This is a genomic window from Floridaenema evergladense BLCC-F167 (assembly GCF_041929205.2).
Classification (GTDB): Bacteria; Cyanobacteriota; Cyanobacteriia; order Cyanobacteriales; family Aerosakkonemataceae; genus Floridanema; species Floridanema evergladense.
Genome location: NZ_CM171625.1, coordinates 1,726,588 through 1,748,891, shown reverse-complemented (window position 1 = coordinate 1,748,891; position 22,304 = coordinate 1,726,588). Strand labels below are relative to the sequence as shown.

Here is a 22,304-nt window from a genome sequence, read left to right as displayed (position 1 = left end):
TACTATTTTTCTAGGTATTCTTACTCTATTTTCCAATCAACCGCAAAATTACTGGATACCGCCCGTTCAAAGTCGAAATATTTGTTAATAATTGGAATAATAACTAGTTTCTATGTCATCTATATCAAAAAAAAGAGGTTACTGTGGCTCTGTATGCAGAATTACACCGTCACTTAGGCGGATCGGTTGTCCCCCGGGTTCTTTGGCGCTATTTCCAACGCAGCGATGCTGATTTGGCGACTCGTTTTCCTGAGTATTCTGAGTTTGAGGAGTTTTACACTAAACCTCGGAATACGCTAGATGAGTATTTGGAACTGCATACTCTTGTGGAAAGCGTACAAACTAAGGATACTTTGCCTTACTTTATTTATCGTCTGATTCGTGGTGCTTATATTTTTGAAAATTTGGCTTATTTAGAGTTACGTTATACTCCTTTTTTGCGGACTTCTGACAAACTAAGTCAGAGGCAAAGAATTGACCAAATGGCTGATATTGTGGATATTGTGGGTATTGCTAGTCAGGTGAAGGAATATCCGATCGTCACAAGTCAGATTTTGTGTATGCACTCGCGACTTCCTTATGAGGTGAATAAGGCGATCGTAGAGTTAGCAGCACAAAAACGGCAATATGTTTGCGCTGTAGACTTAGCAGGTGGTGACGCTCATTATGCCGATCGCTTAGACGAGTTTATCGAATTATACGCTTATGCGCGATCGCTCGGTTTAAACACCACCGGACACCTTTACGAAACTAAAGAAGGTTGTTATCCCGAACTTTTACCTTATTTAATGCGAATCGGACATGGAATTCAAATTCCCTTACGATGTCCCGAACTTCTGGGTGAGTTAGCAAGTGCGGGTACTTGTTTGGAAGTTTGTCCCACTACTTACTTAAAAACTGGCAACTTAGAAGATATTCGCCAACTAAAAGTAGTTTTCGATCGCTGTTTCGCCGCAGGTGTAGACATCGCCATTTGCACCGATAACGCCGGGTTGCATAATGTCCGTTTACCCTTTGAATATGAAAACTTGCTAACCTACGACATCATCGGTTTTGCAGAATTGCAAGCTTGTCAAGATGCTGCTTTTCGTCATGCTTTTGCTTGGCCTTACGAACAGCCACCAGCCTTATTATTAAACGGACTGTTTCAAACCGCAACCCCAGATTTGGCAGATGTTGATTTGAAAGAACTGCAATTAGTCAACAGAAACTAAAACTAGGTAAAATTTAATCCGAAAAATAGAATTCAGAAACTCAGTTGAGGAATTTTTTCCAGCTTTTGTTTCTTGAATTCTTTTTTTTAGGAAAATCTTAAATCTAAATTTTAAGCTCCTTGATTAATTGCAGTTTCAATTTGTTTAAACTCAACTTCTAAACGCTTTTTCAACTTTTCGGGAACCGGACGATTGGGGTATGATGCGTAGTGTGAACCCAAAGCGTTCAATGCAGTTCGCATGGTGGTGAAAGAGCGCAAATTTTTTAAAGAACTATCCCGCCAGTAAAGTGCTGCAAAATCATTAATTTTTTTCTTGGCGGCGGCTTGTGCTGTGGCTTTTTCTGGTGCATCATTGGGTAGCTCGATCGCATTTCGCAAACTAGCTACTACATCCAAGGTATCTTGACTATATTTACCAGTTAAACCTGATGGGGTGGAACAACCTACCAAACCAATGGTAACAACTAAAAGTAAGGCAAACAGACGGGACAAATATCGCTTCATAAGTCTTTTTCACAGATGACTAGCCATGCTTCATCCTATCTTGAAATGAGTACTTTAGCTGAAATTTTTCCCATTTACCCCAAGCACGTTGTTGCGCTTTAGCGCTCTTAATACCAAGATAAGAGCGCTAAAGCGCAACAACTTACAAAAGAACAATTTTTGCCTTCTGCCTTCTAAGAATTAACCGAAACGTCCGCTTACGTATTCGCGGGTAGATTCTTCTTTGGGACTTTGGAAAATAGATTCCGTATTGTCGTATTCAACCAAATAACCTGTGCGTCCACCTTTTTCGGAAAGTTGCACGTTGAAAAAGGCAGTTCGATCGCTCACCCGTGACGCTTGCTGCATATTATGGGTAACGATGATGATGGTATATTGCTGTTTTAATTCATGGAGCAAATCTTCCACCCGCAAGGTAGAAATCGGGTCAAGTGCCGAGCAAGGTTCATCCATTAGAATAACTTCTGGTTGAACTGCGATCGCCCGCGCAATACACAAACGTTGTTGTTGACCCCCAGATAGAGATAAACCACTTTGTTTCAATTTATCTTTCACTTCATCCCACAAAGCGGCACCTCTGAGCGATCGTTCCACCAACTCATCCATATCACCTTTATACTTGTTCAACCGAGGCCCAAAGGCAATATTGTCATAAATTGATTTCGGGAAAGGATTAGCTTTTTGAAACACCATCCCAATCCGACGACGCACTTCTACCGGGTCAATATTCGCATCGTAAAGATTCCTGCCATTGTAACTGACATCTCCCTCCAATCGGAAACTATCAATCAAATCATTCAGTCGATTAAAGCAGCGCAGCAACGTACTTTTACCACAACCAGAAGGGCCAATAAAAGCCGTAATCTGATTTCTGGGAATATCCATTACCACATCTCGTACTGCCAAGAAACTGCCGTAAAAGATATTGGCATTACGCACCTGAAAAACGGTGTTAGTGGATTGAGTCGTTTGGGAATCATTTTTGGGATTAGAGCGCATATTCACCTATTTTGGTTTGGGAAATTCGTAAAATACTATTTTTTTGACCTGGGAATAATTAACTCTGCGTTTTTCCTTTTTTAGCAATGAATCATTGATTTTTCAACTATTATGCCCCTTGTCTACTCGTCAGCCAAGAAGCTAAAACTACAACGCAGAGTATTTTTGGTGAGTTTTTACCTATCGTTACTTAACTCAAAGTTTCTTCACCTATATCTTCAGAGAGATTACCGACACCCAATATCAATATTAGTGTTATTGGTGATATTTTACCTTGTGGCTCTGTTTCCTCCTAGCTGCTATTGTTTAGCCTATCAAACATTATTAGCTTAAGCTTTCCGACTAGTAACGTAGCGAGTGATGATACTAGTAATTAACACCAGTAGCACCAGAATTAGAGAAGCCGCCCAAGCCAATTGCTGTTGATTTTTGAAAGGTACGATCGCAAAATTATACACTAGCACCGCCAAAGAAGCAGTTGGTTGCAAAAAAGCCTGTGGCGGCCAAAATTGCGGCCAAAATTGCGAAAACAAAGCCGTAAACAGCAAAGGCGCAGTTTCACCAGCCGCACGAGCCACAGCCAATGTAGTTCCTGTCACAATTGCCGGAACCGCTGCTGGCAACACCACACCCCAAACCGTTTGAAACTTCGTAGCCCCCAAACCTACAGAAGCTTGGCGCACATCTTTTGGCACCAACTGCAAAGCTTCATCTGTAGTTCTGACAATAATCGGCAACATTAACACAGACAAAGCAATACCACCCGCAATGGGAGAATAAGAACCCCACCCGAATCTTGTAAAAGTCAAAACCACAGCAGCGTAAGCAAACACCCCAGCAATAATCGAAGGCACACCACTGAGAATATTAGTCGCAAATCTTACCCAACGGGAAATTTTTCCAGTACTAAACTCCGTCAAATAAATAGATGCCATAACACCAAAAGGGACACTAATTAGCGCCCCAATTCCCACCATAGTAATTGTGCCAAGAATTGCATTTCCAAAACCTCCCCCTTCTACCATTGGTGGCGGCGGCAATTCTACAAATACACTAGGGCTGATACTACTTATGCCTTGGAAAGTTACATAAATAAGTACAGCAAACAAAGGAATAACTGCCATAGCAGCAAGAATAAATGCCACCCCAGTCATAATATTATTAAACAAAGTCCGGGGAGAAAAATTGGCACGTACTAAACCACTACTATCAAAACCTCTGCTGCCATCAAACTCTGGGTTACTGTGAGTCATAAATTTCAATCTCTAAATTTGCCGCAATTCCTTCAACGTTCTTGAGTAGTTCAATCTCTCATTAAATCAGCAACCAAAACTAAATTCGCTTCACTCTTTGGACAATCAAATCAGCTAAAATATTGACAATCAAAGTCAAAACAAACAGTACCAAAGCCGCGTAAAGTAAAGCTGAAACTTGCAAGCCACTAGCTTCAGCAAATTGACTAGCCAACAGAGAAGCAATAGTATTTCCTGGCGCTAACAAAGAAACATTAATCGTATTAGCATTACCAATCAACATGGTGATTGCCATTGTTTCTCCCATAGCCCGACCTAAAGCCAACATCACGCCCCCAACAATCCCAGAAATTGCTGCCGGAATCAGTACTTGAAGAATAGTTTCCCATCTAGTAGCACCTAAGCCCAGAGACGCTTGGCGTAAATCAGGAGGTAGAGAAGTTAAAGCATCACGGGAGATAGCGGTAATGATTGGCAAAATCATAATTGATAATACCAAAGACGCAGGTAAAATACCTGGGCCTGTTAAAGGAGTGCTAAACAAAGGAAACCAACCAAACCAACTATTTAGCCATGTACCTAAAGTCTCTCGCAGCAAGGGAATTACCACAAAAATCCCCCAAATTCCATAAACCACACTAGGAATTGCTGCTAGTAGTTCAACCAAAAATACTAAAATTGTGCGAACTTTCATTGGCAAAAAGTTCTCACTCAAAATTACTGCTGTACCGACTCCAACTGGCACCGCTATCAGCAAAGCAATGAAAGAAGTCACTAGAGTTCCGTAAATTTGAGGTAATACCCCAAACTGATTTGTGACTGGGTTCCAAGCACTTTGAAAAATGAATCCCAATCCAAAAGCTTGCATTGCAGGTAAAGCTTGACTAGCTACCTGAAGTGCTATCAATAACAGTAAAAATGCGATACCTAAAGCAAATATTCGAGTTAACCAAACAAATCCAGTATCTAGGGTTTTATCCACCTCTGTAGGTGGTTGAAAGATAGTAATACTGGAACCTTCAAATTCCCTTGCTCCTGTGCTACTCATGATTGCGCTAACGAAAGGTTTATAAAAATATAGAGAGATGAGAGAGCGAACTAACTTAATGCAGCATTTTTTTTAATAATGCTGTTAAGGGCAATTTAACTACCTTCACCTTAGACTGATTTTGCTAACAAAATTGATTGTTAGTAACTTTTGTCACTAAGGAGTAGTAGCTGGCGAGGGAGTTGCACCTGGAGTGGTGGTAGTTGTACCGCCGGGAGTTGTGGCACCTGGAGTTGTGGCATCAGGAGTGGTAGTAGCTGCGCCGGGAGTTGTGGCATCTGGACTAGCAGCAGTTGTATCAGGAGTTCCCCCAGGAGGAGCGACTGCAATGTTGTAATCTGGGCTAATTGATTGAGCAACGGTAGCTACTTTGGAAGCAACTTTCGGTGGCAGAGCGATATAACCTAACTCAGGAGCAATTTTTTGTCCTTCTGTCAAGGCGTATTCTACTACCGCTTCCATGACTTTGCCTTTGGCTGCATCTTGATATTTCGGATAGACTAGCAACCAGGTATAACTGACAATGGGGTAAGAGTCTGTACCTTCTGGGTCAACAATGAAGGCTCGCAAGTTTTCTGGTAGTTGTACTGAGTCTAAAGCGCTAGAAGCTGTTTGTTCGTTGTAAGTAACGTAGTTGCCTGCTTTATTTTCTAAAGTGGCGAATTTGATGTTTTGTTGTTTGGCGTAACCGTATTCGATGTAACCAATAGAGCCTGTTGTCTGGGTTATTTGAGCGGTCACACCTTCGTTACCTTTGGCACCTACACCTGTGGGCCAAGATACAGTTTTACCGTCTCCGACTTTCGATTTCCAAGTGGAACTAATGGCGCTCAAGTATTTGGTGAATATGCCTGTGGTTCCGCTACCATCAGCACGATAAACTACTGTGATCGGTGTGTTAGGTAGGTTTACACCAGGGTTAGCTTCGGCAATTTTGGGGTCATTCCAAGTCTTGATATTCCCCAAAAAGATGTCTACTAAAACATTTCGGGATAGTTTTACGTTTTCTACTCCGGGTACGTTGTAGGCTAAGACAATGCCACCTGCTGTTACTGGTAGCATGAGTGCGCCTGGAACTTTTGCCAGTTCTTCGTCGGTCATGGCGACATCGCTAGCGCCGAAGTCTACTGTTTTTTGAATAAACTGTTGGACACCTGCGCCGCTTCCAACTGACTGGTAGTTGATTCTGGCTTTGGGATTGATTTTATTGAATTCTGCAAACCAACGTTGATACAAGGGTGCGGGGAAGGATGCACCTGCACCGGAGAGTAGTACGTTTTGGGTTAAGTCGAGTCTGGATGTAGCAGGTGTGGGAGTTCCGGGTGCTACTGCTGGACTAGCGCCAGGAGCAGCAGGAGTTTCGGTGGCTGTTGGTGTGGTTTGTGAGGGACCACAAGCACCTAAGCTGATGGTGAGAGCTACGCCAGAAATGGCAGCAGCTATAGTTTTGGGATTGGTGAGTGTAAGACGAAAAATCATTGTGTTGTGAAGTTTTAGCTTTTTTTGTTAAAAACCCCTTGCAGCATAGCTCTTTATGGTAAAGATAAGGTTAACAGTAAAGATTCCTCCTATTGGGTGAGTAGAGAGTGAAAGCAGTTGTTATTGCTTAAGTCGTGAGATGATACCTGTGGAGTAAACTAACTTTTTAGTAATAGAGGGTTAAGTGTGAGAGAAACGCCGTTATTAACTTTTGATTATTCTGCGGTGAATGAAGATTCTAATGTTGAGGAACTGCAAGAATGGTTACAAAGGCTGAGTGAGGAAATTATAGCTGGGAAAAGGCTGAGTCGGTCTGAAGCGATCGCTCTCACCCAAATTGAAGGTGAAGAAAATATTTTGTTATTGTGTGCTGCCGCTGACCAAGTGCGTCAAGCTTGCTGTGGTAATATAGTAGATTTATGCAGCATTGTTAATATTAAATCGGGCAATTGTTCCGAAAATTGTGGTTTTTGTTCTCAATCTGTTCATCATCCCGGTAATGATTCGCCTGTGTATGGTTTGAAGTCTAAAGAGGAGATTTTAGAGCAAGCAAAAGCAGCCCAAGCAGCTGGTGCAAAAAGATTTTGTTTGGTTAGTCAGGGTAGAGGAATTAAATATAACAGCCCAAAATCAACGGAATTTGAAAACATTTTAGAAACAGTGCGGCAAATTATTGTCGAAACTGATATTAAACCTTGCTGTGCTTTGGGAGAAGTGACCGCAGAACAAGCTCAAGCACTGAAAGAGGCAGGTGTAACTCGCTACAACCATAATTTAGAAGCGTCAGAAAACTTTTATTCGCAAATTGTCACTACTCACACTTGGCAAGACAGAGTGGAGACGGTAAAAAACCTGAAAGCAGCGGGAATTCAAGCTTGTACAGGTGGAATTATTGGTATGGGTGAAAGTTGGGAAGATAGGGTAGATTTGGCTTTAGCTTTGCGGGAATTACAAGTTGAATCGGTGCCGATTAATTTGTTAAATCCGAGAGCGGGGACACCATTGGGCGATCGCACTAAACTAGATCCTATGGAAGCACTAAAGGCGATCGCTATCTTTCGTATGATTTTACCAGAACAGATTCTCCGCTACGCTGGGGGAAGAGAAGCCGTGATGGGAGAACTGCAAGCAATGGGATTAAAAGCCGGAATTAATGCCATGTTAATTGGACATTATTTAACCACAATGGGACAACCCCCACAACAAGACCATGCCATGTTAGAAAAACTAGGACTGCAAGGCGGTGAAGCACCAATTCCCCAAAATTCGTAGTTCAAAAATAACTCAACGAACTATTACCAACCCATTACCAATTACCCATTACCAATTACCAATAGTTGTGTTTTCTCCCACTGAATTTTTGTGGGCCTTCATTGGTTTACTGCTTACCATTGGTGGCACCTTTTTAGAAGCATCTGTAACTGCTTTACCTTGGCACTGGAGTGAGTCGGGAATTCCCATTCACTCTTTAGGAGTCACTTATCAAATTGGTGCAGTACTATTAGTAGGTTGTCTTGGGGGCAAAAATGCAGGTGCCCTTTCCCAAATTGCTTATCTAGCATTGGGTTTAACTTGGTTGCCTGTGTTTTCCCAAGGCGGGGGAATTGCCTATCTCAAATTACCTAGTTTTGGCTATTTGTTAGGATTTATTCCTGGTGCTTGGATATGTGGTTATTTAGCATTTCGTCAACCACCGAAATTAGAATCTTTAGCCTTTAGCTGCCTTTGCGGTTTGTTGGTGATTCATTTAGTAGGTATTGGTTATTTAGTTGCTAATCACTACATAATTTTGGCGAGTACAGAAATTAGTTCTCCCATAGTTCCAGATATTCAAAAGTATTCTTTAGACCCCATCCCCGGACAATTAGCTCTTGTTTGTGCAGCTACAGTGTTAGCTTTTATCCTCAGACGTATTATGTTTTACTAGTCAGTAGTCATTCGTCATTTATCATTTGTATTTTTGCTAGAAACTCATAGGGAAAATGACTAGTTGAGACCGTATCCGCAAATAACGAATGACTAACGACTAAAGACCAATGACCAATGACCAATAACCAATGAACAATGATTAAAAATCGTTTTTTTTGGATTGCTGCCTTCCTGTGTATTGCGATCGACCAAATTACTAAATATTGGGTATTACAAAACTTTCAATTGAATGAAAGTTTGCCTTTATGGTCGGGAGTTTTTCATATTACTTACGTGAGAAATACTGGTGCAGCTTTTAGTTTGTTTAGTGAGGATGGTAGTTGGTTGCGTTGGCTATCTTTGTTCGTCAGTTTAGCTTTAATGGCTATGGCTTGGTTTGGGCCACCTTTACCTTTATGGGATCAATTGGGTTATGGCTTTATTTTAGGGGGCGCTATTGGCAATGGAATCGATCGATTTGTTTTTGGTTATGTGGTGGATTTTTTCGATTTTAGATTAATTCGCTTTCCAGTTTTTAATGTGGCAGATGTCTGTATCAATATAGGAATTGCTTGTCTATTTATTGCCATATTTCGTAAATCTCACTCGGAAGGATCGGAGAGACAGAAGGGTAGAGGGGAATAGTTTGTTAACTTTGTACCTGGGTTTTGTGAATTAATTTCACTGAGATTAATTCAAGATAAATTCGATCGCTGCAATTGCTTTTTTAGTCACATTAATAGCTTTAAGTAATCTTTATTTCCTCCCTGTTCCGATCGCTCCCCTTCTCCCCTGCTGCCTCAACTTTGGTTCATTATAAAAAAATAGGGAAAATGCCGATTTATTCTCCCAATAAATCCAAAGTTCTTTGTTCCCTTAGTCCTCAATCGTAGGGGCGATCGATGAATCTCCTCTACCCCAGTCCTTAGTTCCCTGAGTATTCAACTGAAGACGATATGACTCCTCCTCAACCGCAGAAACCTCGCCCGACGATTATGGGTGCGATTACCCAAGCAGTGCAAACGGTACAAGCGAAGGTGAATTTTTCTAAACTAGCGTTGAAACCGAATGCTAGGGTACCGGAATTGCGCGTTCAGGATGCTGATGCCGATCAAGCTGAAGTTTATCCGCTGTTGGGCGATCGCTATAAACTAGGTCGTAGTTCTAAATCTTGCGATATCGTGGTGCGTAATCCGGTAGTTAGTCAAATTCATTTGTCTTTGACTCGCATCGGACGCAGACAGAAAACTTTTTTAATTAAAGATGAAAACTCGACTAATGGAATTTATCGCGGTCAAAAGCGAATTTCATCGCGAAAATTACGTCATGGTGATATCTTAACTTTAGGGCCAAGGGAATTAGCTGGTGGGGTGAGAATTCAATATTACGATCCGCCAAATTGGTATGAAAAAGCAATAAATTGGGGTATTTATGGCATTACTGGGTTAACCGCACTTTTAGCAATTACTGTGTTGTTGGAATGGCAAAAATTCTCGGTTCATCCTTTACCAAGTGCTACCAGAGGGCCTGTAATTGTTTATGCGGGTGATGAAACTCCTTTGCGAAATCCACGTAATAATGCTCATGTGGAGTTTAAGAAATTAAGTGATTTTTCTCCTTATTTACCGAAGGCGGTAGTTGCTTCGGAAGATAAGCGTTTTTACTGGCATTTGGGGGTAGATCCGATCGGGATTGCTAGGGCAACTTTTATTATTAGTAAAGGTGGCGATCGTCAAGGTGGTAGTACAATTACCCAACAGGTAGCCCGCAGTTTATTTCGCGATTATGTCGGTTCGGCAGATTCTTTGGGGCGCAAGTTGCGGGAAGCAATTGTGGCTTTAAAGTTGGAGTTCTTTTACAGTAAAGATGCGATTTTATTAACTTACTTAAATCGCGTGTTTTTAGGCGGCGATAGCTATGGTTTTGAAGATGCTTCTGAGTATTATTTTGGTAAGTCGGCGCAAGATATAAGTTTAGCAGAAGCGGCAACTTTGGTGAGTAATTTACCTGCACCAAATAACTTTAATCCTTGTGGCGATAGTCAGGCGCGAGAAAGAGCAATTACTTTGCGAAATGGGGTGATTACTCGGATGTTGCAGCAAGGTAAAATTACTGTGGAAGAGGCGAATAAAGCGAGACGATCGCCTCTAGAAGTCGATCCGAAAGTTTGTCAGGAACAAGCTAATACAATTTCTCCCTATTTTTACAGTTATGTGTTTGAGGAATTACAGTTTTTGTTGGGTGAAGAACTTGCTAGGGAAGGGAATTTTATCATTGAAACTGCTTTGAATTTGCGAATGCAATCTAAGGCGGAATCTGCTTTGCGAAGTGCTATTAATAATGCTGGTGCTAATAGCCGTTTTTCCCAAGGTGCGATCGTTACTCTTGATTCTAGTACAGGGGCAATTTTATCAATGGTGGGGGGATTAGATTACAAACAAAGTCAATTTAATCGAGTAACTATAGCACACAGACAAGCAGCATCAACTTTTAAAGTTTTTACTTATGCAGCAGCTTTAGATCGAGGAATTTCGCCTAATAAATCTTATTCTTGTGCTCCTTTAGTTTGGCGACAACGTTATCCCGGTTGCGAAAGAACTGGGGGCGGTAGTGCAAATATGTACAATGGAATTGCCCAATCAGAAAATGTAATTGCTTTGAGAGTGGCGCAAGATGTGGGTTTAGAAAATGTTGTACAAATGGCAGAAAGAATGGGAATTAAGTCTAAACTTAATCCTGTACCTGGGTTAATTTTAGGACAAAGTGAAGTTTATCCTTTAGAGATGACTGGTGCTTTTGGGGCGATCGCAAATAACGGTGTATGGAATCGTCCTCATGCTATTGTTCGCATTCTTGATAGTAGTTTTTGTCGTAATATCAAAGATTTGAAAACTTGCCCCGAAATCTATTCTTTCGATCCTGATAAAAATGCCAATTCCCAAAGAGTTTTACGCCCAAGAGTTGCCCTGCAAATGAATGATTTATTAAGAGGAGTGGTACGATTTGGTACGGGAAGAAATGCGTCTTTGGGTTTAGGAGAAGAAGCAGGTAAAACAGGTACGAATAGCGATAACCGAGATTTGTGGTTTGTGGGATATGTTCCCAGTCAAAGGTTAGTTACTGGCGTTTGGTTGGGAAATGATAATAATTCGCCAACTAGAGGAAGTAGCGCTCAAGCAGCTTTACTTTGGGGAAATTATATGCGCCAAATTATCCGGTGATTGTGCTTTGACCTTTTTTGTGGAAGAATTAATGGGAAGTCCGATCGCAAATTCCGTACCTTTACCAACTTCAGAAGTAAAAGTAATTTTTCCCCCATGTTTTTCTTTTTTCCATCCTATCTGATGAAATATAGAAACAGTTAGGGTACAATCCCGTAATTTCTACTACTCGCTTTACTGATAACCTCGCCAAGGGCTAACTTGCAATACACCTCTAGGAGTAAACACCACCTTAAAATAAGCAACTGGTTCATTTACGCTAGTAGAATTAGGAACATTAGCAACACCCAAATTAGACAGAGGAGTTTGGTTTAAATAATCTCGTGCTGGTTGATTGCGAGGTTCATAGTTAATCACAGTTCCATCTGGGCGTATGGCAACTCGATAAACTAATTCTTCCGGGAATTTACTAATTTCTCTTCTCTGTTTGACAATTTGGTTGTAAAGACTACGATTCAAAAATTTCAGAGAAGTTGAATCTACAATTTCATTATTTTTATCTACAGTTACTCCCGAATTTGTGGGTGTTTGTCCGCTTAAATTAGCAGGAGTAGTAGGAGGTAAATTAGTCCCAGGAGTTTGTCCTAAAGTTGACTCAGTTGGTGGAATAGTTGGTACAGGAACAGGAGTTTGAGCTACTGAATTAGATTCTGTTGGTGGTATCGGCGTGGTGACAGGTGTGGAAGTAGCAACTGGAGAAGGTGGAATTTGTGTAGCTAAAGGTGTTGTGGGAGAATTAACTGGAACTTCGGTGGTAGAAGAAGTTAGAGGCGTAGTAGTTTGTCCGCCTAAATTAGATTGAGGAGGTAAGGGGGGTTCAGTGGGGGCGGGTTGTCCGGGGATAGTAGAATTTGGGGAGACAAGACCAGAATTATTTTGTGGTAAAGGTTCTCTGGGTTTTTGTACTTCAGGGATGGGAACGAAGAAGAGTGCGATCGCAGCCAATGCTAAACTAGACAAACCCAAAGCAGCGGGTGCAGCTTGTTTAACTAAATCTTCATCCGACTTAGCAAAGCGTTTTTCCACTGGCGTTAACTTTAACCCCAAACTAGGCAAAGTTTGGCTATCAGCAAAAAACTGATCTACAGCTTCCACTAAATCAAACAATTGCACCGTTGATAAATCAATTTCGATCGCCTTTGTAGGTGTAGTCACGCTATGAGAGAAAGCATTTAAATTATGGGGTTGGACAATTAACCGATGTAAATTTTGTCCATTGCGTCGCAACTGCACCAAAGGTACATGACCATTTTCCAAATGTTGATGGGGAAGACCGCTTAAAATTTCTTGAGCGTAGTCACTCACCGCTGTCACCAAACTTTCAAAAAAGTCTCTTCCCCCACTTAATGCAGGCCCAGTATAACCTGCTAAACGACATTCGGCATTGACTAAAATTGATAAAACTGGACGCATCTCTGATTGAATGATACCACCAGTGGTTTCACTCAAACCTTCTAGGATCAGGGTGCAATTAGGCAAGCTGTACTGTCGTTGGATCGTCGTCATGGGATTTTAGATTTTAGATTTTAGATTTTAGATTCACTCCAGTCGGGGGTTTGTCTCTGTCTCCAGGATTAACCATCTTACATTAAATTTCCCCGTCAAATAGACTAATCCAAAAGCGTTGCATTCCAGAAGTACCTGTACAAAAAAGTAGCTGTCCTAATAGAGCGATCGCTAATTCATTCAATTTTTCGTCTGAACTATAGGCTATCACTCCAGAGCGTCGGGGATTCATCCGACTACGAAAATGTTTGCGGAAACGTTCCAAAAAGTAAGAAAGGCGAAAATGATGTTCTACTGACAATTGTTTTTCCGACAATTGTTGATATGCCAGTAACAACTGGCGAATCAGAACTGTCATCCGGCGTGCTAAATTGCAGGCGATCGACACCAAAGCCTTAGCCTCGACTACACTCAGAGCATAACGTTGGCTGTAACGCCGCATGGGGTTAGTGCAGCGCAGTCGCCACAATGTTACCCGATTTTTAATAATTCCTTCCAGTTCTAGCTCTTTTGCTACACTGAGGATTGCTTCCGAACCGCCAATATCGAGAGCTTCAATTACCAGTAAGATCAAGTCTATTTGCTGCCGAGAGCGTTTGGGAAACTCGCGATCGTCGAAATTAGCTGGAACAGGTAAGCTTTCCAATATTAAAGGTGTTGGTTGAGCAGTAGGGGTATCTATATACATTAGGCTTGCTTGTATTTGGATTCTAATTGGCTCGATAGCAAAACCATTCTAGATAAGATCGCACCCTATTGTAGAAAGTTTTGGGTTTTGAATGGGGACTGGGGACTGGGGACTGGGGACTGGGGACTTGGGACTGGGGACTGGGGACTGGGGACTGGGGACAAGGGGAGATAATTTAAAACTCATCACTTTCTTCCTAACTCAAAACTCAAAACTCAAAATTTTCCCCAGCCAAAATACCAGGCGATTAGAAATCGCGGCTACACAGACAAAGCCTGCCTCCGCAGGCTAAAAGTCCGCGTAGGCGGACTTGGTTTGTATAGCCCCAGACTTCAGTCTGAGGGGCAATTTACACATTTGGAATGCTCCCCTCTTTCGGCTGCAAATCCTTACCTTCTTGAGGGAAATTGTAGGGACAGGGCATAAGATCGCCCCTCCGGTATCTACTACTGTCAGTATTGAGTAGCAGATCGTACATCAAACTCGGAATGATATCTCTGTGTCTACCGTGTAAATACTTAACTTGTTTGTGAAGTTTAGCTGTAGTTTGGTAGAAATTCTGATTTTTAGTCCCTCTGCTCATGCTTTTCTGTGTGTGGGTTGTGTAAAGCTGCGATGAAGAAAAGAGCTTTGCGGGGGAGAGAGAAAGCTAAAGCGCTGCATTTTAGTTAGATAAGCTTAAATTTTCTGTGAAGTGGGTAGAAAACGGCAATATTCTCCCACATTCCCGTATATTAACTGAAGAAAAAAAAAAGAGAGAGAAATAAAGTGGAGAAAAGGAAAAAAAACATAAGGAGAAAAAGAAATGGCTGATACACAAACAATTCAAGTAATTCAAGTAAACGACGCGGCATCACCAGCTAAAGAATTATTTTACAATCAAGCTAAAGAATTATTTAACAATGATGTTAAAGGGGCAGGTAAATTCCTCAATGATGCAGCCACAATGGGAATAACCATCTTAAATTCCTCACAAACAATCAAAGATGAAGAGACCAACGAGGAGACAACTATAACAACGCCATACGGGGCTAAAGTGACTACGTGGTGGCAAAATACCTTTCAAGAAGGAAAAACGTTAACCAATCGCGATGCTTGGGGAGTTGCCTATGAGATGGTCATGGTAGCAAGGGAGAAAGAAATGATTGCGGAGCAATTTGTAGAGGTAGAAGAAATGATTGCGACAATAGCAGCAACAGGAAATCAAGACAGCATAGCGAGAGCAATAGTAAATTCCCCATTAGCCATAAAGACAGCCATATGGAGGTAGTTACTTCTCGAATTAATTCATCATCACATACCCCAAGGCTTTTGTCAAGGACTTGGGGTTCTTTTTTCCCTCTTTCGTTACCTGACACCATGCCCCGCCCACGCCGCCAAATCCAACCCGGTTACTGCTACCACATCACCGTCCGCTGCAATAACCGCGAATTCAAACTCCACCAAAGAGAATGCCGTGAAGTGCTGCTGTTTGCCCTGAAAAAGGCATTGCAGAAATATCGCTTCCGGTTGTATGCGCTTTGCATCATGTCCAACCACGTCCACTACCTCCTCGAACCTGCCACCCCCGAAGACTTGCCAAAAATCATGCACTGGCTGAACTGGTACACAGCTATGTGTTTCAACCGAATGCTCAACCGCACGGGACATTTTTGGGAAAGGCGTTATTTCAGTACAGGTTTTGCCAAAGAAGACCAAAAACGCGCTCTCTGCACCCTGCGTTACATTCACGGCAACCCGAAAGCAGCGGGAATAAAACCGAATTTTTTCTATGATTTTTCCAATTATGGAACTTACGACCAACTTACCACCGACGGCATCACCGAATGGCATCCAGCATTTCTAGCCTTGGGTAAATCCTTAGACGAATGTGCCAAGAAATATCGCGGTTTCTGCAAAAGATATAAACCCCAACCAAAAGCGAAAAAACCAGCGGCTTGGGGAAGTAAAATGTTACCTTTATTGCCAAAAATCAAACCAAAAAAACAGCAATCTTTCGGCGAACAAACCATACCAAGATTATGGCAACCGAGAGATAATCAAATAGAAGAAACAGCCAGCCAATTTATCAGCGCCAACCAGCAAAAGTACGTAGTTGCGCTTTAGCGCTTTCTTTGGTTGCGGCTGGCTAATAAGCGATCGCGCACCCTACCCACTGGGTTAAATCGTTTTTCAGCTTCTTGGCGAACTTCAGCGGCACAATGTTGGCGTTCTAGCAGATAAGCATCAATTTCAGCTTGGTGGCGTAAGTAATAGCCGATCGTCGAATAAATGTCGGCAAGTTGAAGTGATGGGTACTGTTCCCTAATTTCTTCAGCTATAGCGCCTTCAAGAAAAGCCGTGACAACCGTATCCAAAGTGATGCGGGTTTTGTTGATGCGGATCGTGCCATCTGGATCGGTTTTCAGCGGAAGAGGTTCGGAGGTAGGAACGAGTACCATTTGGCAATTTAGCAATTCAAGTTGCTAGTTACAGTTACATAGATTGTTGGTTAGATCCCCCCTAACCCCCCTTACCAAGGGGGGAACCGGATTTAAAGTTCCCCATGAAATAAACAGCGAAGCATCCTCTGGCTTCCCCCTTGTTAAGGGGGACGAGAGGGGGATCAAGGGGGGAACCGGATTAAGCATCCTCTGGCTTCCCCCTTGTTAAGGGGGACGGGAGGGGGATCAATAGGGGGATCTAAAACGTCTGGGCTAATAACTAGCTTAACCGAATAGTGTTGACACCTGGAGTACCTCTGCTTAGCTACACTGGATGAAAGAAGTGTCTTTTCTTAAATTACCCTTGGGTAATCACGGCAACAAAAGGGCTAACGCATTATGAAAAATTCCTGGATGAAAAAGTCGAGCAGACAGCACCCGAAGAGAAATGTGTTTTTGACGGGAGCAATTACAGCTAGTTGGTTATTATTGCAGAGTGCGTTGCCAGGAGTTCCCCCTGTTCTAGCTTCTTCCGATCAGCAGGAAACGATGAGTTACAATGAGTTGCTGAAGAAAGTAGATGCGGGTAAAGTTACGAAAGTTGATATCGATCCGACGCAGCGCATAGCTAAGGTGGAATTCCAGGGCGCGGATCAAACAAGTTCGCCAGCAACGGTGAATTTGTTTGAGGATAATCGGGAGTTGATTGAAAAGTTGCGTGCCAAGCGAGTCCAGTTTGCTGTTCAACCAACAACTGATAATAGTGCAGCTTTGGGCTTTGTAATTAATCTGCTCTTGGTGCTCCTGATAATTTCAGGATTGTTGATGATTGTAAGGCGATCGGCTAATGCTTCCAATCAAGCAATGAATTTTGGAAAATCTCGTGCGCGTTTCCAAATGGAAGCGAAAACTGGAATTAAGTTTGAAGATGTAGCAGGTATTGAAGAAGCAAAAGAAGAACTGCAAGAAGTTGTCACTTTCTTGAAACAGCCAGAACGGTTTACGGCTGTGGGTGCGAAAATTCCTAAAGGTGTATTATTAATCGGTCCTCCGGGAACGGGAAAAACTTTGTTAGCTAGAGCGATCGCAGGTGAAGCAGGAGTTCCTTTCTTCAGTATTTCCGGTTCAGAGTTTGTGGAAATGTTTGTCGGTGTGGGTGCTTCCCGCGTCCGCGATTTGTTTAAAAAAGCAAAGGAAAATGCTCCCTGTTTAGTATTTATCGATGAAATCGATGCGGTCGGGAGAATGCGGGGAACTGGGATTGGTGGCGGAAATGATGAGAGAGAACAAACTTTAAACCAGTTACTCACCGAAATGGATGGGTTTGAAGGGAATTCGGGAATTATTATTATTGCTGCTACTAACCGTCCTGATGTTCTCGATTCTGCTTTGTTGCGTCCGGGACGTTTCGACAGACAAGTGATTGTAGATGCACCAGACCTAAAGGGTCGTTTGGAAATCCTCAAAGTCCATGCGCGGAATAAGAAGGTGTCGGATGAGGTATCGTTGGAAGCGATCGCCCGCAGAACCCCCGGTTTTACAGGCGCAGATTTAGCCAATTTACTCAATGAAGCGGCAATTTTGACCGCGAGACGGCGCAAAGAAGCAATTACCATGCTGGAAATCAACGATGCTGTCGATCGGGTAGTTGCGGGAATGGAAGGTACGCCTTTGGTGGATAGCAAGAAGAAGCGGTTAATTGCTTATCATGAGGTCGGTCACGCGATCGTCGGTACATTAATTAAAAATCATGACCCAGTAGAAAAAGTGACTTTGATTCCTCGCGGTCAAGCTTTGGGGTTAACTTGGTTTACTCCCAATGAAGAACGGGGATTAATTTCTAAGTCTCAGTTAATTGGGATGATTTGCGATGCTTTGGGTGGTCGTGCTGCGGAAGAGGTGATTTTCGGTGATGCGGAAATTACCACAGGTGCAGGTGGTGATTTGGAACAGGTAAGTAATTTAGCAAGGCAAATGGTAACTCGTTTCGGAATGTCTGATTTGGGTTTATTAGCTTTGGAAAATCAGGGTAATGAGGTGTTTTTAGGTCGTGATTTTGCCAATCGTTCTGAGTATTCGGAAGCGATCGCGGCTCATATCGATGATCAGGTAAGATCGATCGTGTCAAAATGCTATGATGATGCAAAACGGATTATTCGGGAAAATCGCACTTTGATCGATCGCTTAGTCGATTTGTTAATTGACAAGGAAACCATTGACGGTGAAGAATTGCGAAAAATCGTTTCTGAATATACCCAATTACCTGAATCACAATTTAAGCAAGATTGGTTATCGGTTTAATTGAACCCCACCCCTTAATCCCCTCCCCGTAAACGGGGAGGGGAAATCACTTCCAGGTCTGTTGTGAACACTTCAGTGTTCAACTATTCCAAATCTTCAACACTAATTCCTAAATCTGCTAACTGTTCGGGAGAAAGCGACTTTAACTTTTCTGTTAATTGAAGTCGCTTTTGTCGTTCTCGTTCCGCATCCGTTAACAACCAATTTCCCTCCTCATCACACCAACGCAACCAAGAACGATTAATTCCGTCAAATTCTCCTTGCCAAATTCCCAATCCTAACTTGAGTTCGGGAATCAAAAACAGAGGTTTTTCAGGATTTATAGTTTGTTCTCGATAACGTCCGCCGTTGAGTTTAAATGCACGTAGGCGATCGCTATACCGACTAAATACCACATAATAAGGTACTCGTAAAATTCGCTCATAAACATCCCATTTTCTCGGCGGTATTTCTCTCGTCGGTTGTCCGTTAATTTCCGTAGAATCTACTTCCGAAATCTCATCATCTTCTAACAGCGCCAGTTCCCCCAAATCTTCTTTTTCCGTTCCCGGTGAAAGCAGTTCTACAACTAAAAATGGATTTACACCTTCTTGCCAAACAACATAACTAGAACGCAAATCTGTACCTTCATATAATCGCGGTACATCTAACACCAGAAACCAGTCAGGACGCTTGTGCCACAAAGGATTTTTCACATCGTAGTACAAGTTTAAATCGGTGCCAACAAAGAGGCGTGAAGGCGGATAATCCGTCAATTGCAAGGTGCGAGTAAGTAACTGCGGTTGCAAAATATGAAACTCATCAGGCAAACCAGGTTCCTCCGGGTTTTCGCTAGGCAAATCGTACATTGTTGGCAGAGTTTCCTTTGCCGGAAGGGGAGGTTCTGTCTGAGGAATGACAGTCCGCTGTTGTGACATGACGATATGATTAGGAATTGAAATTTTTCGTTATCAATACTTTACCATATTCGCTGAATTACTGTTAATGCTGTATTAGTAAAATCAGTAAACACGCCATCTACACCCAAGTTAAAAAATTGCTCGTATTCTGCTTCTGGATTACCGTTATAATCGGGTGCTAAGTATTGCTTTTCGTTGCGAAAAGTGTAAGGATGAACGAGTAATCCTGCGGCATGAGCATCGGCAATTAAAGATGTAGGATTTAGTAATTTTCCCTGGTTATCTACAGGGATAATCATTTGTTTATTTGGGCCGATTCCCGAAGCATATTCAGCAATTTTAACTAATTCTTGGGGTGTGGTTAAGTCATGGTAAGTGCGCGAATCGCCATTCATTACTAAATCAAAAGGTTGCCCAGAATTTTCTAGTAATTGAATCAATGGTAAATGAGTTAATTGACTTAATTTTTGCAAATTTTGGGTTTCAAAAGATTGAATAAAAATAGGATCTGTAGCAGATTTATAGCCATTATTATGAAGGATTTCGATTAATGGTTCTTCTAAAGTTAGACCGATAGAAGCAAAGTAACTTGGGTGTTTAGTTTCTGGGTAAATTCCGATCGATCGACCAATTTCCTCACTTTTAACCTTGACTAGATCGATAATTTCCTGAAAAGTCGGAATGGAAAATTGATTGTTAAAACTTTGATTTCTAAAAGGCAAACGTTCTTTAGCTTTCAGAGTTTTAATCTCTTCTAAAGTCAAGTCTTCAGTAAACCAACCTGTAACTGATTTTCCATCGATTAATTTAGTAGTTTTACGATTAGCAAATTCGGAATGTTCAGCAACATTAGTAGTAGTAGAAATTTCATTTTCATGACGTGCAATCAGTACGCCATCCTTCGTAGAAACTAAATCCGGTTCAATATAATCTGCACCTAAAGAAATGGCTAATTCATAAGCAGCTAAAGTATGTTCTGGACGGAAACCGCTTGCACCTCGATGGGCGATAATTATAGGTGGAGAAGAATGAAGTTGTAAATAATTTTGCATTTTTACTTAACGCCAACCCAACTTTCGTAAAACAGGTACAACAAAAAAATGACTGACACTTAACCAGAAAGCAATAATTATTCCCATAATACTAAAAAATGCCATGCTAAAGGCAAAATTTGTCCAATTAAAACTGTTAAGAAAACTATTAGAAATTCCTAATACGCCATTTAAAGGTACAAAAATTTGCATAACTAAACTTAATAAACCTGCAAAGGTAATGGCTGTACATAAGGCAGTGACTAAAGCATAAACTATTTGATGACTTGGTAAACCTAAACCCAAAGTTAATAAGCCAGTGGTTACTGCGCTCATTAATACTAAATCTTCTGGTAAAATAGTGCCTGATGGTACTTTTTGGACTATAAAACAACCTAATCCATAACTAATTATTCCCATAATTATTGCTATTAAATAACGCCGATCTTGCCCTGATTTTCTCGCTAATATTAATCCCCAAGCAGTAGTTATACCAGCACAACTAAATAAAATAATTCCTGAGTTGAGGAAGATAGGAACTTCAGCTAATCCTGGCAAAATTTGCAAAAGTAAATCATCTAATTCTCTACCAAAAGCTGTTTTGTAGGCTAACAAATAACCAATTATTGCCCCGCAAGCACCACCAATTCCGCCTAATGTCATTTGCCATAATGTACTAAAAAAGGCTTTGGTTAAATGGGCGATCGCTTGCCAAAATAAAACTATTGTTTGGGTAATTAATTTACCAAATAATGCTAAAATAGCTAATGAGAATTTAAATAAATCTGCGGGTAATTTGCTAATAATTTTAAATAGGGCTTTAGCAATAGTTGATGTAATAGTTTGAGAGTATATTTTTCTAATTCTGGCTAATAATTCATTAGCATTAGCAGGTCTTTTTTCAATATTTGGCTGGGTCATGTCATCCAGTAAATTAGCAAAACTTGGGCTAACTTTAGCGAAATTTTGCCAATGCAATTCCCCGGTTTTTGGGTCTTCTAAATCTAACGGATATTTACCTGTAAGTAAGTGAATACAAGTCATTCCTAAAGCATAAAAATCAGCAGTTTGCCCAACAACCGCCCCAGCAATTTGCTCTGGTGGGCTATATCCCGGCGAAAATAACCTTGTTGAACTCGCCTGAGAATTAGCTTGTTTAGCACCAATTTGTTTTGCACCACCAAAGTCAATTAATACTATTTGTTCTGTACCTTCACGTAACATTAAATTGGCTGGTTTAATATCACGATGAATAATTTGCCGTTGGTGTAATTCTCTTAAAATATATACAGATTGTTTGAGCCAATTTTGCACCCATGCTTCCGGTAAACCTTGAAATTGATGATATTCTAAAATTTCTTCTAAAGTTTTCCCATAAATTTTTTCCATTACTAAACAGGGCAAAACAACTTCAGGAGACTTGCCGAAAGTAAGCTGAAAAAAGCTATTTGATTCTACTTTTGGTACTCCGGGATGGCGTAAATTAGTTAAAACTGAGGCTTCTTGTTCAAATAATGCTAAAGCTTTGGGAGAAGTTTCTAATAAAACTTTTAATACTTGTTCTTTTTTAGTTTTTTCATCCCAAACTGTGTAAATTGTAGCAAATCCTCCACTTCCTAATTTTTTCAGTGGTGTATAACGGTTGAAAAATTTTAATGGCGCGCCACAAAGACTGCAAAAATTATTCCCCATAGTTTGGGGATAAGGGCGTGGACAATGAGGATTAATGCAATGGGCAGCTGTGGCAATTTGAGACACTTGATTTTCCTTTCAGTTAACTTTAAAAGAAATTAATGATTGTTTACTGCCAAACAGGTCAAATTATAGC

Annotated in this window: 19 protein-coding genes; 8 read left to right on the top strand and 11 right to left on the bottom strand. The window is 41.3% G+C overall.

Features of this window, described 5'->3' with window-relative positions:
* Window positions 1-143 precede the first annotated feature (143 nt).
* The gene (locus tag ACE1CA_RS08315) at window positions 144-1,214 is read left to right on the top strand and encodes an adenosine deaminase (RefSeq protein WP_413277620.1); all 1,071 of its coding nucleotides are present in this window, start codon (window positions 144-146) and stop codon (window positions 1,212-1,214) included.
* Window positions 1,215-1,324: 110 nt separating this feature from the next.
* On the opposite strand, the gene psb27 is transcribed toward ACE1CA_RS08315, so the two are convergent.
* From psb27 to pstS, 5 genes are all read right to left on the bottom strand, one after another.
* A complete protein-coding gene (psb27, locus tag ACE1CA_RS08310; protein WP_413277621.1) occupies window positions 1,325-1,720 on the bottom strand; it encodes a photosystem II protein Psb27 in 396 nt (131 codons plus the stop codon).
* Between the two features lie 180 nt (window positions 1,721-1,900).
* Entirely contained in the window at window positions 1,901-2,719 is an 819-nt protein-coding gene (gene pstB / locus ACE1CA_RS08305) for a phosphate ABC transporter ATP-binding protein PstB (protein ID WP_413276816.1), read from the bottom strand.
* A gap of 329 nt (window positions 2,720-3,048) precedes the next feature.
* Complete coding sequence (pstA, locus tag ACE1CA_RS08300) at window positions 3,049-3,972, bottom strand: phosphate ABC transporter permease PstA (RefSeq protein WP_413276812.1); 924 nt, start codon at window positions 3,970-3,972, stop codon at window positions 3,049-3,051.
* A 79-nt stretch (window positions 3,973-4,051) separates the two neighbouring features.
* Window positions 4,052-5,020: a phosphate ABC transporter permease subunit PstC gene (pstC, locus tag ACE1CA_RS08295; RefSeq protein WP_413276811.1), complete on the bottom strand. Its 969-nt coding sequence runs from the start codon at window positions 5,018-5,020 to the stop codon at window positions 4,052-4,054.
* A 156-nt stretch (window positions 5,021-5,176) separates the two neighbouring features.
* On the bottom strand, window positions 5,177-6,499 hold the full coding sequence (gene pstS / locus ACE1CA_RS08290) for a phosphate ABC transporter substrate-binding protein PstS (RefSeq protein ID WP_413276810.1): 1,323 nt from the start codon (window positions 6,497-6,499) through the stop codon (window positions 5,177-5,179).
* A 225-nt stretch (window positions 6,500-6,724) separates the two neighbouring features.
* On the opposite strand from pstS, the gene bioB reads away from it, so the two are divergent.
* From bioB to ACE1CA_RS08270, 4 genes are all read left to right on the top strand, one after another.
* Complete coding sequence (gene bioB / locus ACE1CA_RS08285) at window positions 6,725-7,771, top strand: biotin synthase BioB (protein ID WP_413276815.1); 1,047 nt, start codon at window positions 6,725-6,727, stop codon at window positions 7,769-7,771.
* Window positions 7,772-7,838: 67 nt separating this feature from the next.
* Entirely contained in the window at window positions 7,839-8,426 is a 588-nt protein-coding gene (locus ACE1CA_RS08280) for a biotin transporter BioY (RefSeq protein ID WP_413276814.1), read from the top strand.
* A gap of 137 nt (window positions 8,427-8,563) precedes the next feature.
* A complete protein-coding gene (lspA, locus tag ACE1CA_RS08275) occupies window positions 8,564-9,052 on the top strand; it encodes a signal peptidase II (protein ID WP_413276809.1) in 489 nt (162 codons plus the stop codon).
* 311 nt (window positions 9,053-9,363) lie between these two features.
* Window positions 9,364-11,628 (top strand): transglycosylase domain-containing protein, encoded by a 2,265-nt coding sequence (locus ACE1CA_RS08270; RefSeq protein ID WP_413276808.1) that lies wholly within the window; start codon window positions 9,364-9,366, stop codon window positions 11,626-11,628.
* Between the two features lie 174 nt (window positions 11,629-11,802).
* Here ACE1CA_RS08270 and ACE1CA_RS08265 read toward each other — a convergent pair whose 3' ends face one another.
* Window positions 11,803-13,134: a DUF4335 domain-containing protein gene (locus ACE1CA_RS08265; RefSeq protein ID WP_413276807.1), complete on the bottom strand. Its 1,332-nt coding sequence runs from the start codon at window positions 13,132-13,134 to the stop codon at window positions 11,803-11,805.
* An 82-nt stretch (window positions 13,135-13,216) separates the two neighbouring features.
* Window positions 13,217-13,843 (bottom strand): DUF3038 domain-containing protein, encoded by a 627-nt coding sequence (locus tag ACE1CA_RS08260; RefSeq protein WP_459563579.1) that lies wholly within the window; start codon window positions 13,841-13,843, stop codon window positions 13,217-13,219.
* Window positions 13,844-14,627: 784 nt separating this feature from the next.
* On the opposite strand from ACE1CA_RS08260, the gene ACE1CA_RS08255 reads away from it, so the two are divergent.
* Window positions 14,628-15,092, top strand: coding sequence for a hypothetical protein (locus tag ACE1CA_RS08255; protein ID WP_413276805.1), 465 nt, complete (start codon window positions 14,628-14,630; stop codon window positions 15,090-15,092).
* An 89-nt stretch (window positions 15,093-15,181) separates the two neighbouring features.
* A complete protein-coding gene (locus ACE1CA_RS08250) occupies window positions 15,182-15,928 on the top strand; it encodes a transposase (RefSeq protein ID WP_413276804.1) in 747 nt (248 codons plus the stop codon).
* Here the strand turns inward: ACE1CA_RS08250 and ACE1CA_RS08245 are convergent.
* Window positions 15,925-16,263 (bottom strand): DUF433 domain-containing protein, encoded by a 339-nt coding sequence (locus tag ACE1CA_RS08245; RefSeq protein WP_413276803.1) that lies wholly within the window; start codon window positions 16,261-16,263, stop codon window positions 15,925-15,927. The genes ACE1CA_RS08250 and ACE1CA_RS08245 overlap by 4 nt on opposite strands.
* Window positions 16,264-16,644: 381 nt before the next feature.
* Here ACE1CA_RS08245 and ftsH point away from each other — a divergent pair, with 381 nt between their 5' ends.
* The gene (ftsH, locus tag ACE1CA_RS08240) at window positions 16,645-18,546 is read left to right on the top strand and encodes an ATP-dependent zinc metalloprotease FtsH (RefSeq protein ID WP_459563576.1); all 1,902 of its coding nucleotides are present in this window, start codon (window positions 16,645-16,647) and stop codon (window positions 18,544-18,546) included.
* An 83-nt stretch (window positions 18,547-18,629) separates the two neighbouring features.
* Here the strand turns inward: ftsH and ACE1CA_RS08235 are convergent, their stop codons facing one another.
* Genes ACE1CA_RS08235 through ACE1CA_RS08225 form a run of 3 tightly spaced genes read right to left on the bottom strand, consistent with a single transcriptional unit; the run spans window position 18,630 to window position 22,234 of the window.
* Window positions 18,630-19,463 carry a Uma2 family endonuclease gene (locus ACE1CA_RS08235; protein WP_413276801.1) on the bottom strand — a complete coding sequence of 278 codons (834 nt, stop codon included), beginning with the start codon at window positions 19,461-19,463 and terminating at the stop codon, window positions 18,630-18,632.
* A gap of 41 nt (window positions 19,464-19,504) precedes the next feature.
* A complete protein-coding gene (locus tag ACE1CA_RS08230; protein WP_413276800.1) occupies window positions 19,505-20,497 on the bottom strand; it encodes a glycerophosphodiester phosphodiesterase in 993 nt (330 codons plus the stop codon).
* 6 nt (window positions 20,498-20,503) lie between these two features.
* Entirely contained in the window at window positions 20,504-22,234 is a 1,731-nt protein-coding gene (locus ACE1CA_RS08225; RefSeq protein ID WP_413276799.1) for a serine/threonine protein kinase, read from the bottom strand.
* Window positions 22,235-22,304 lie beyond the last annotated feature (70 nt).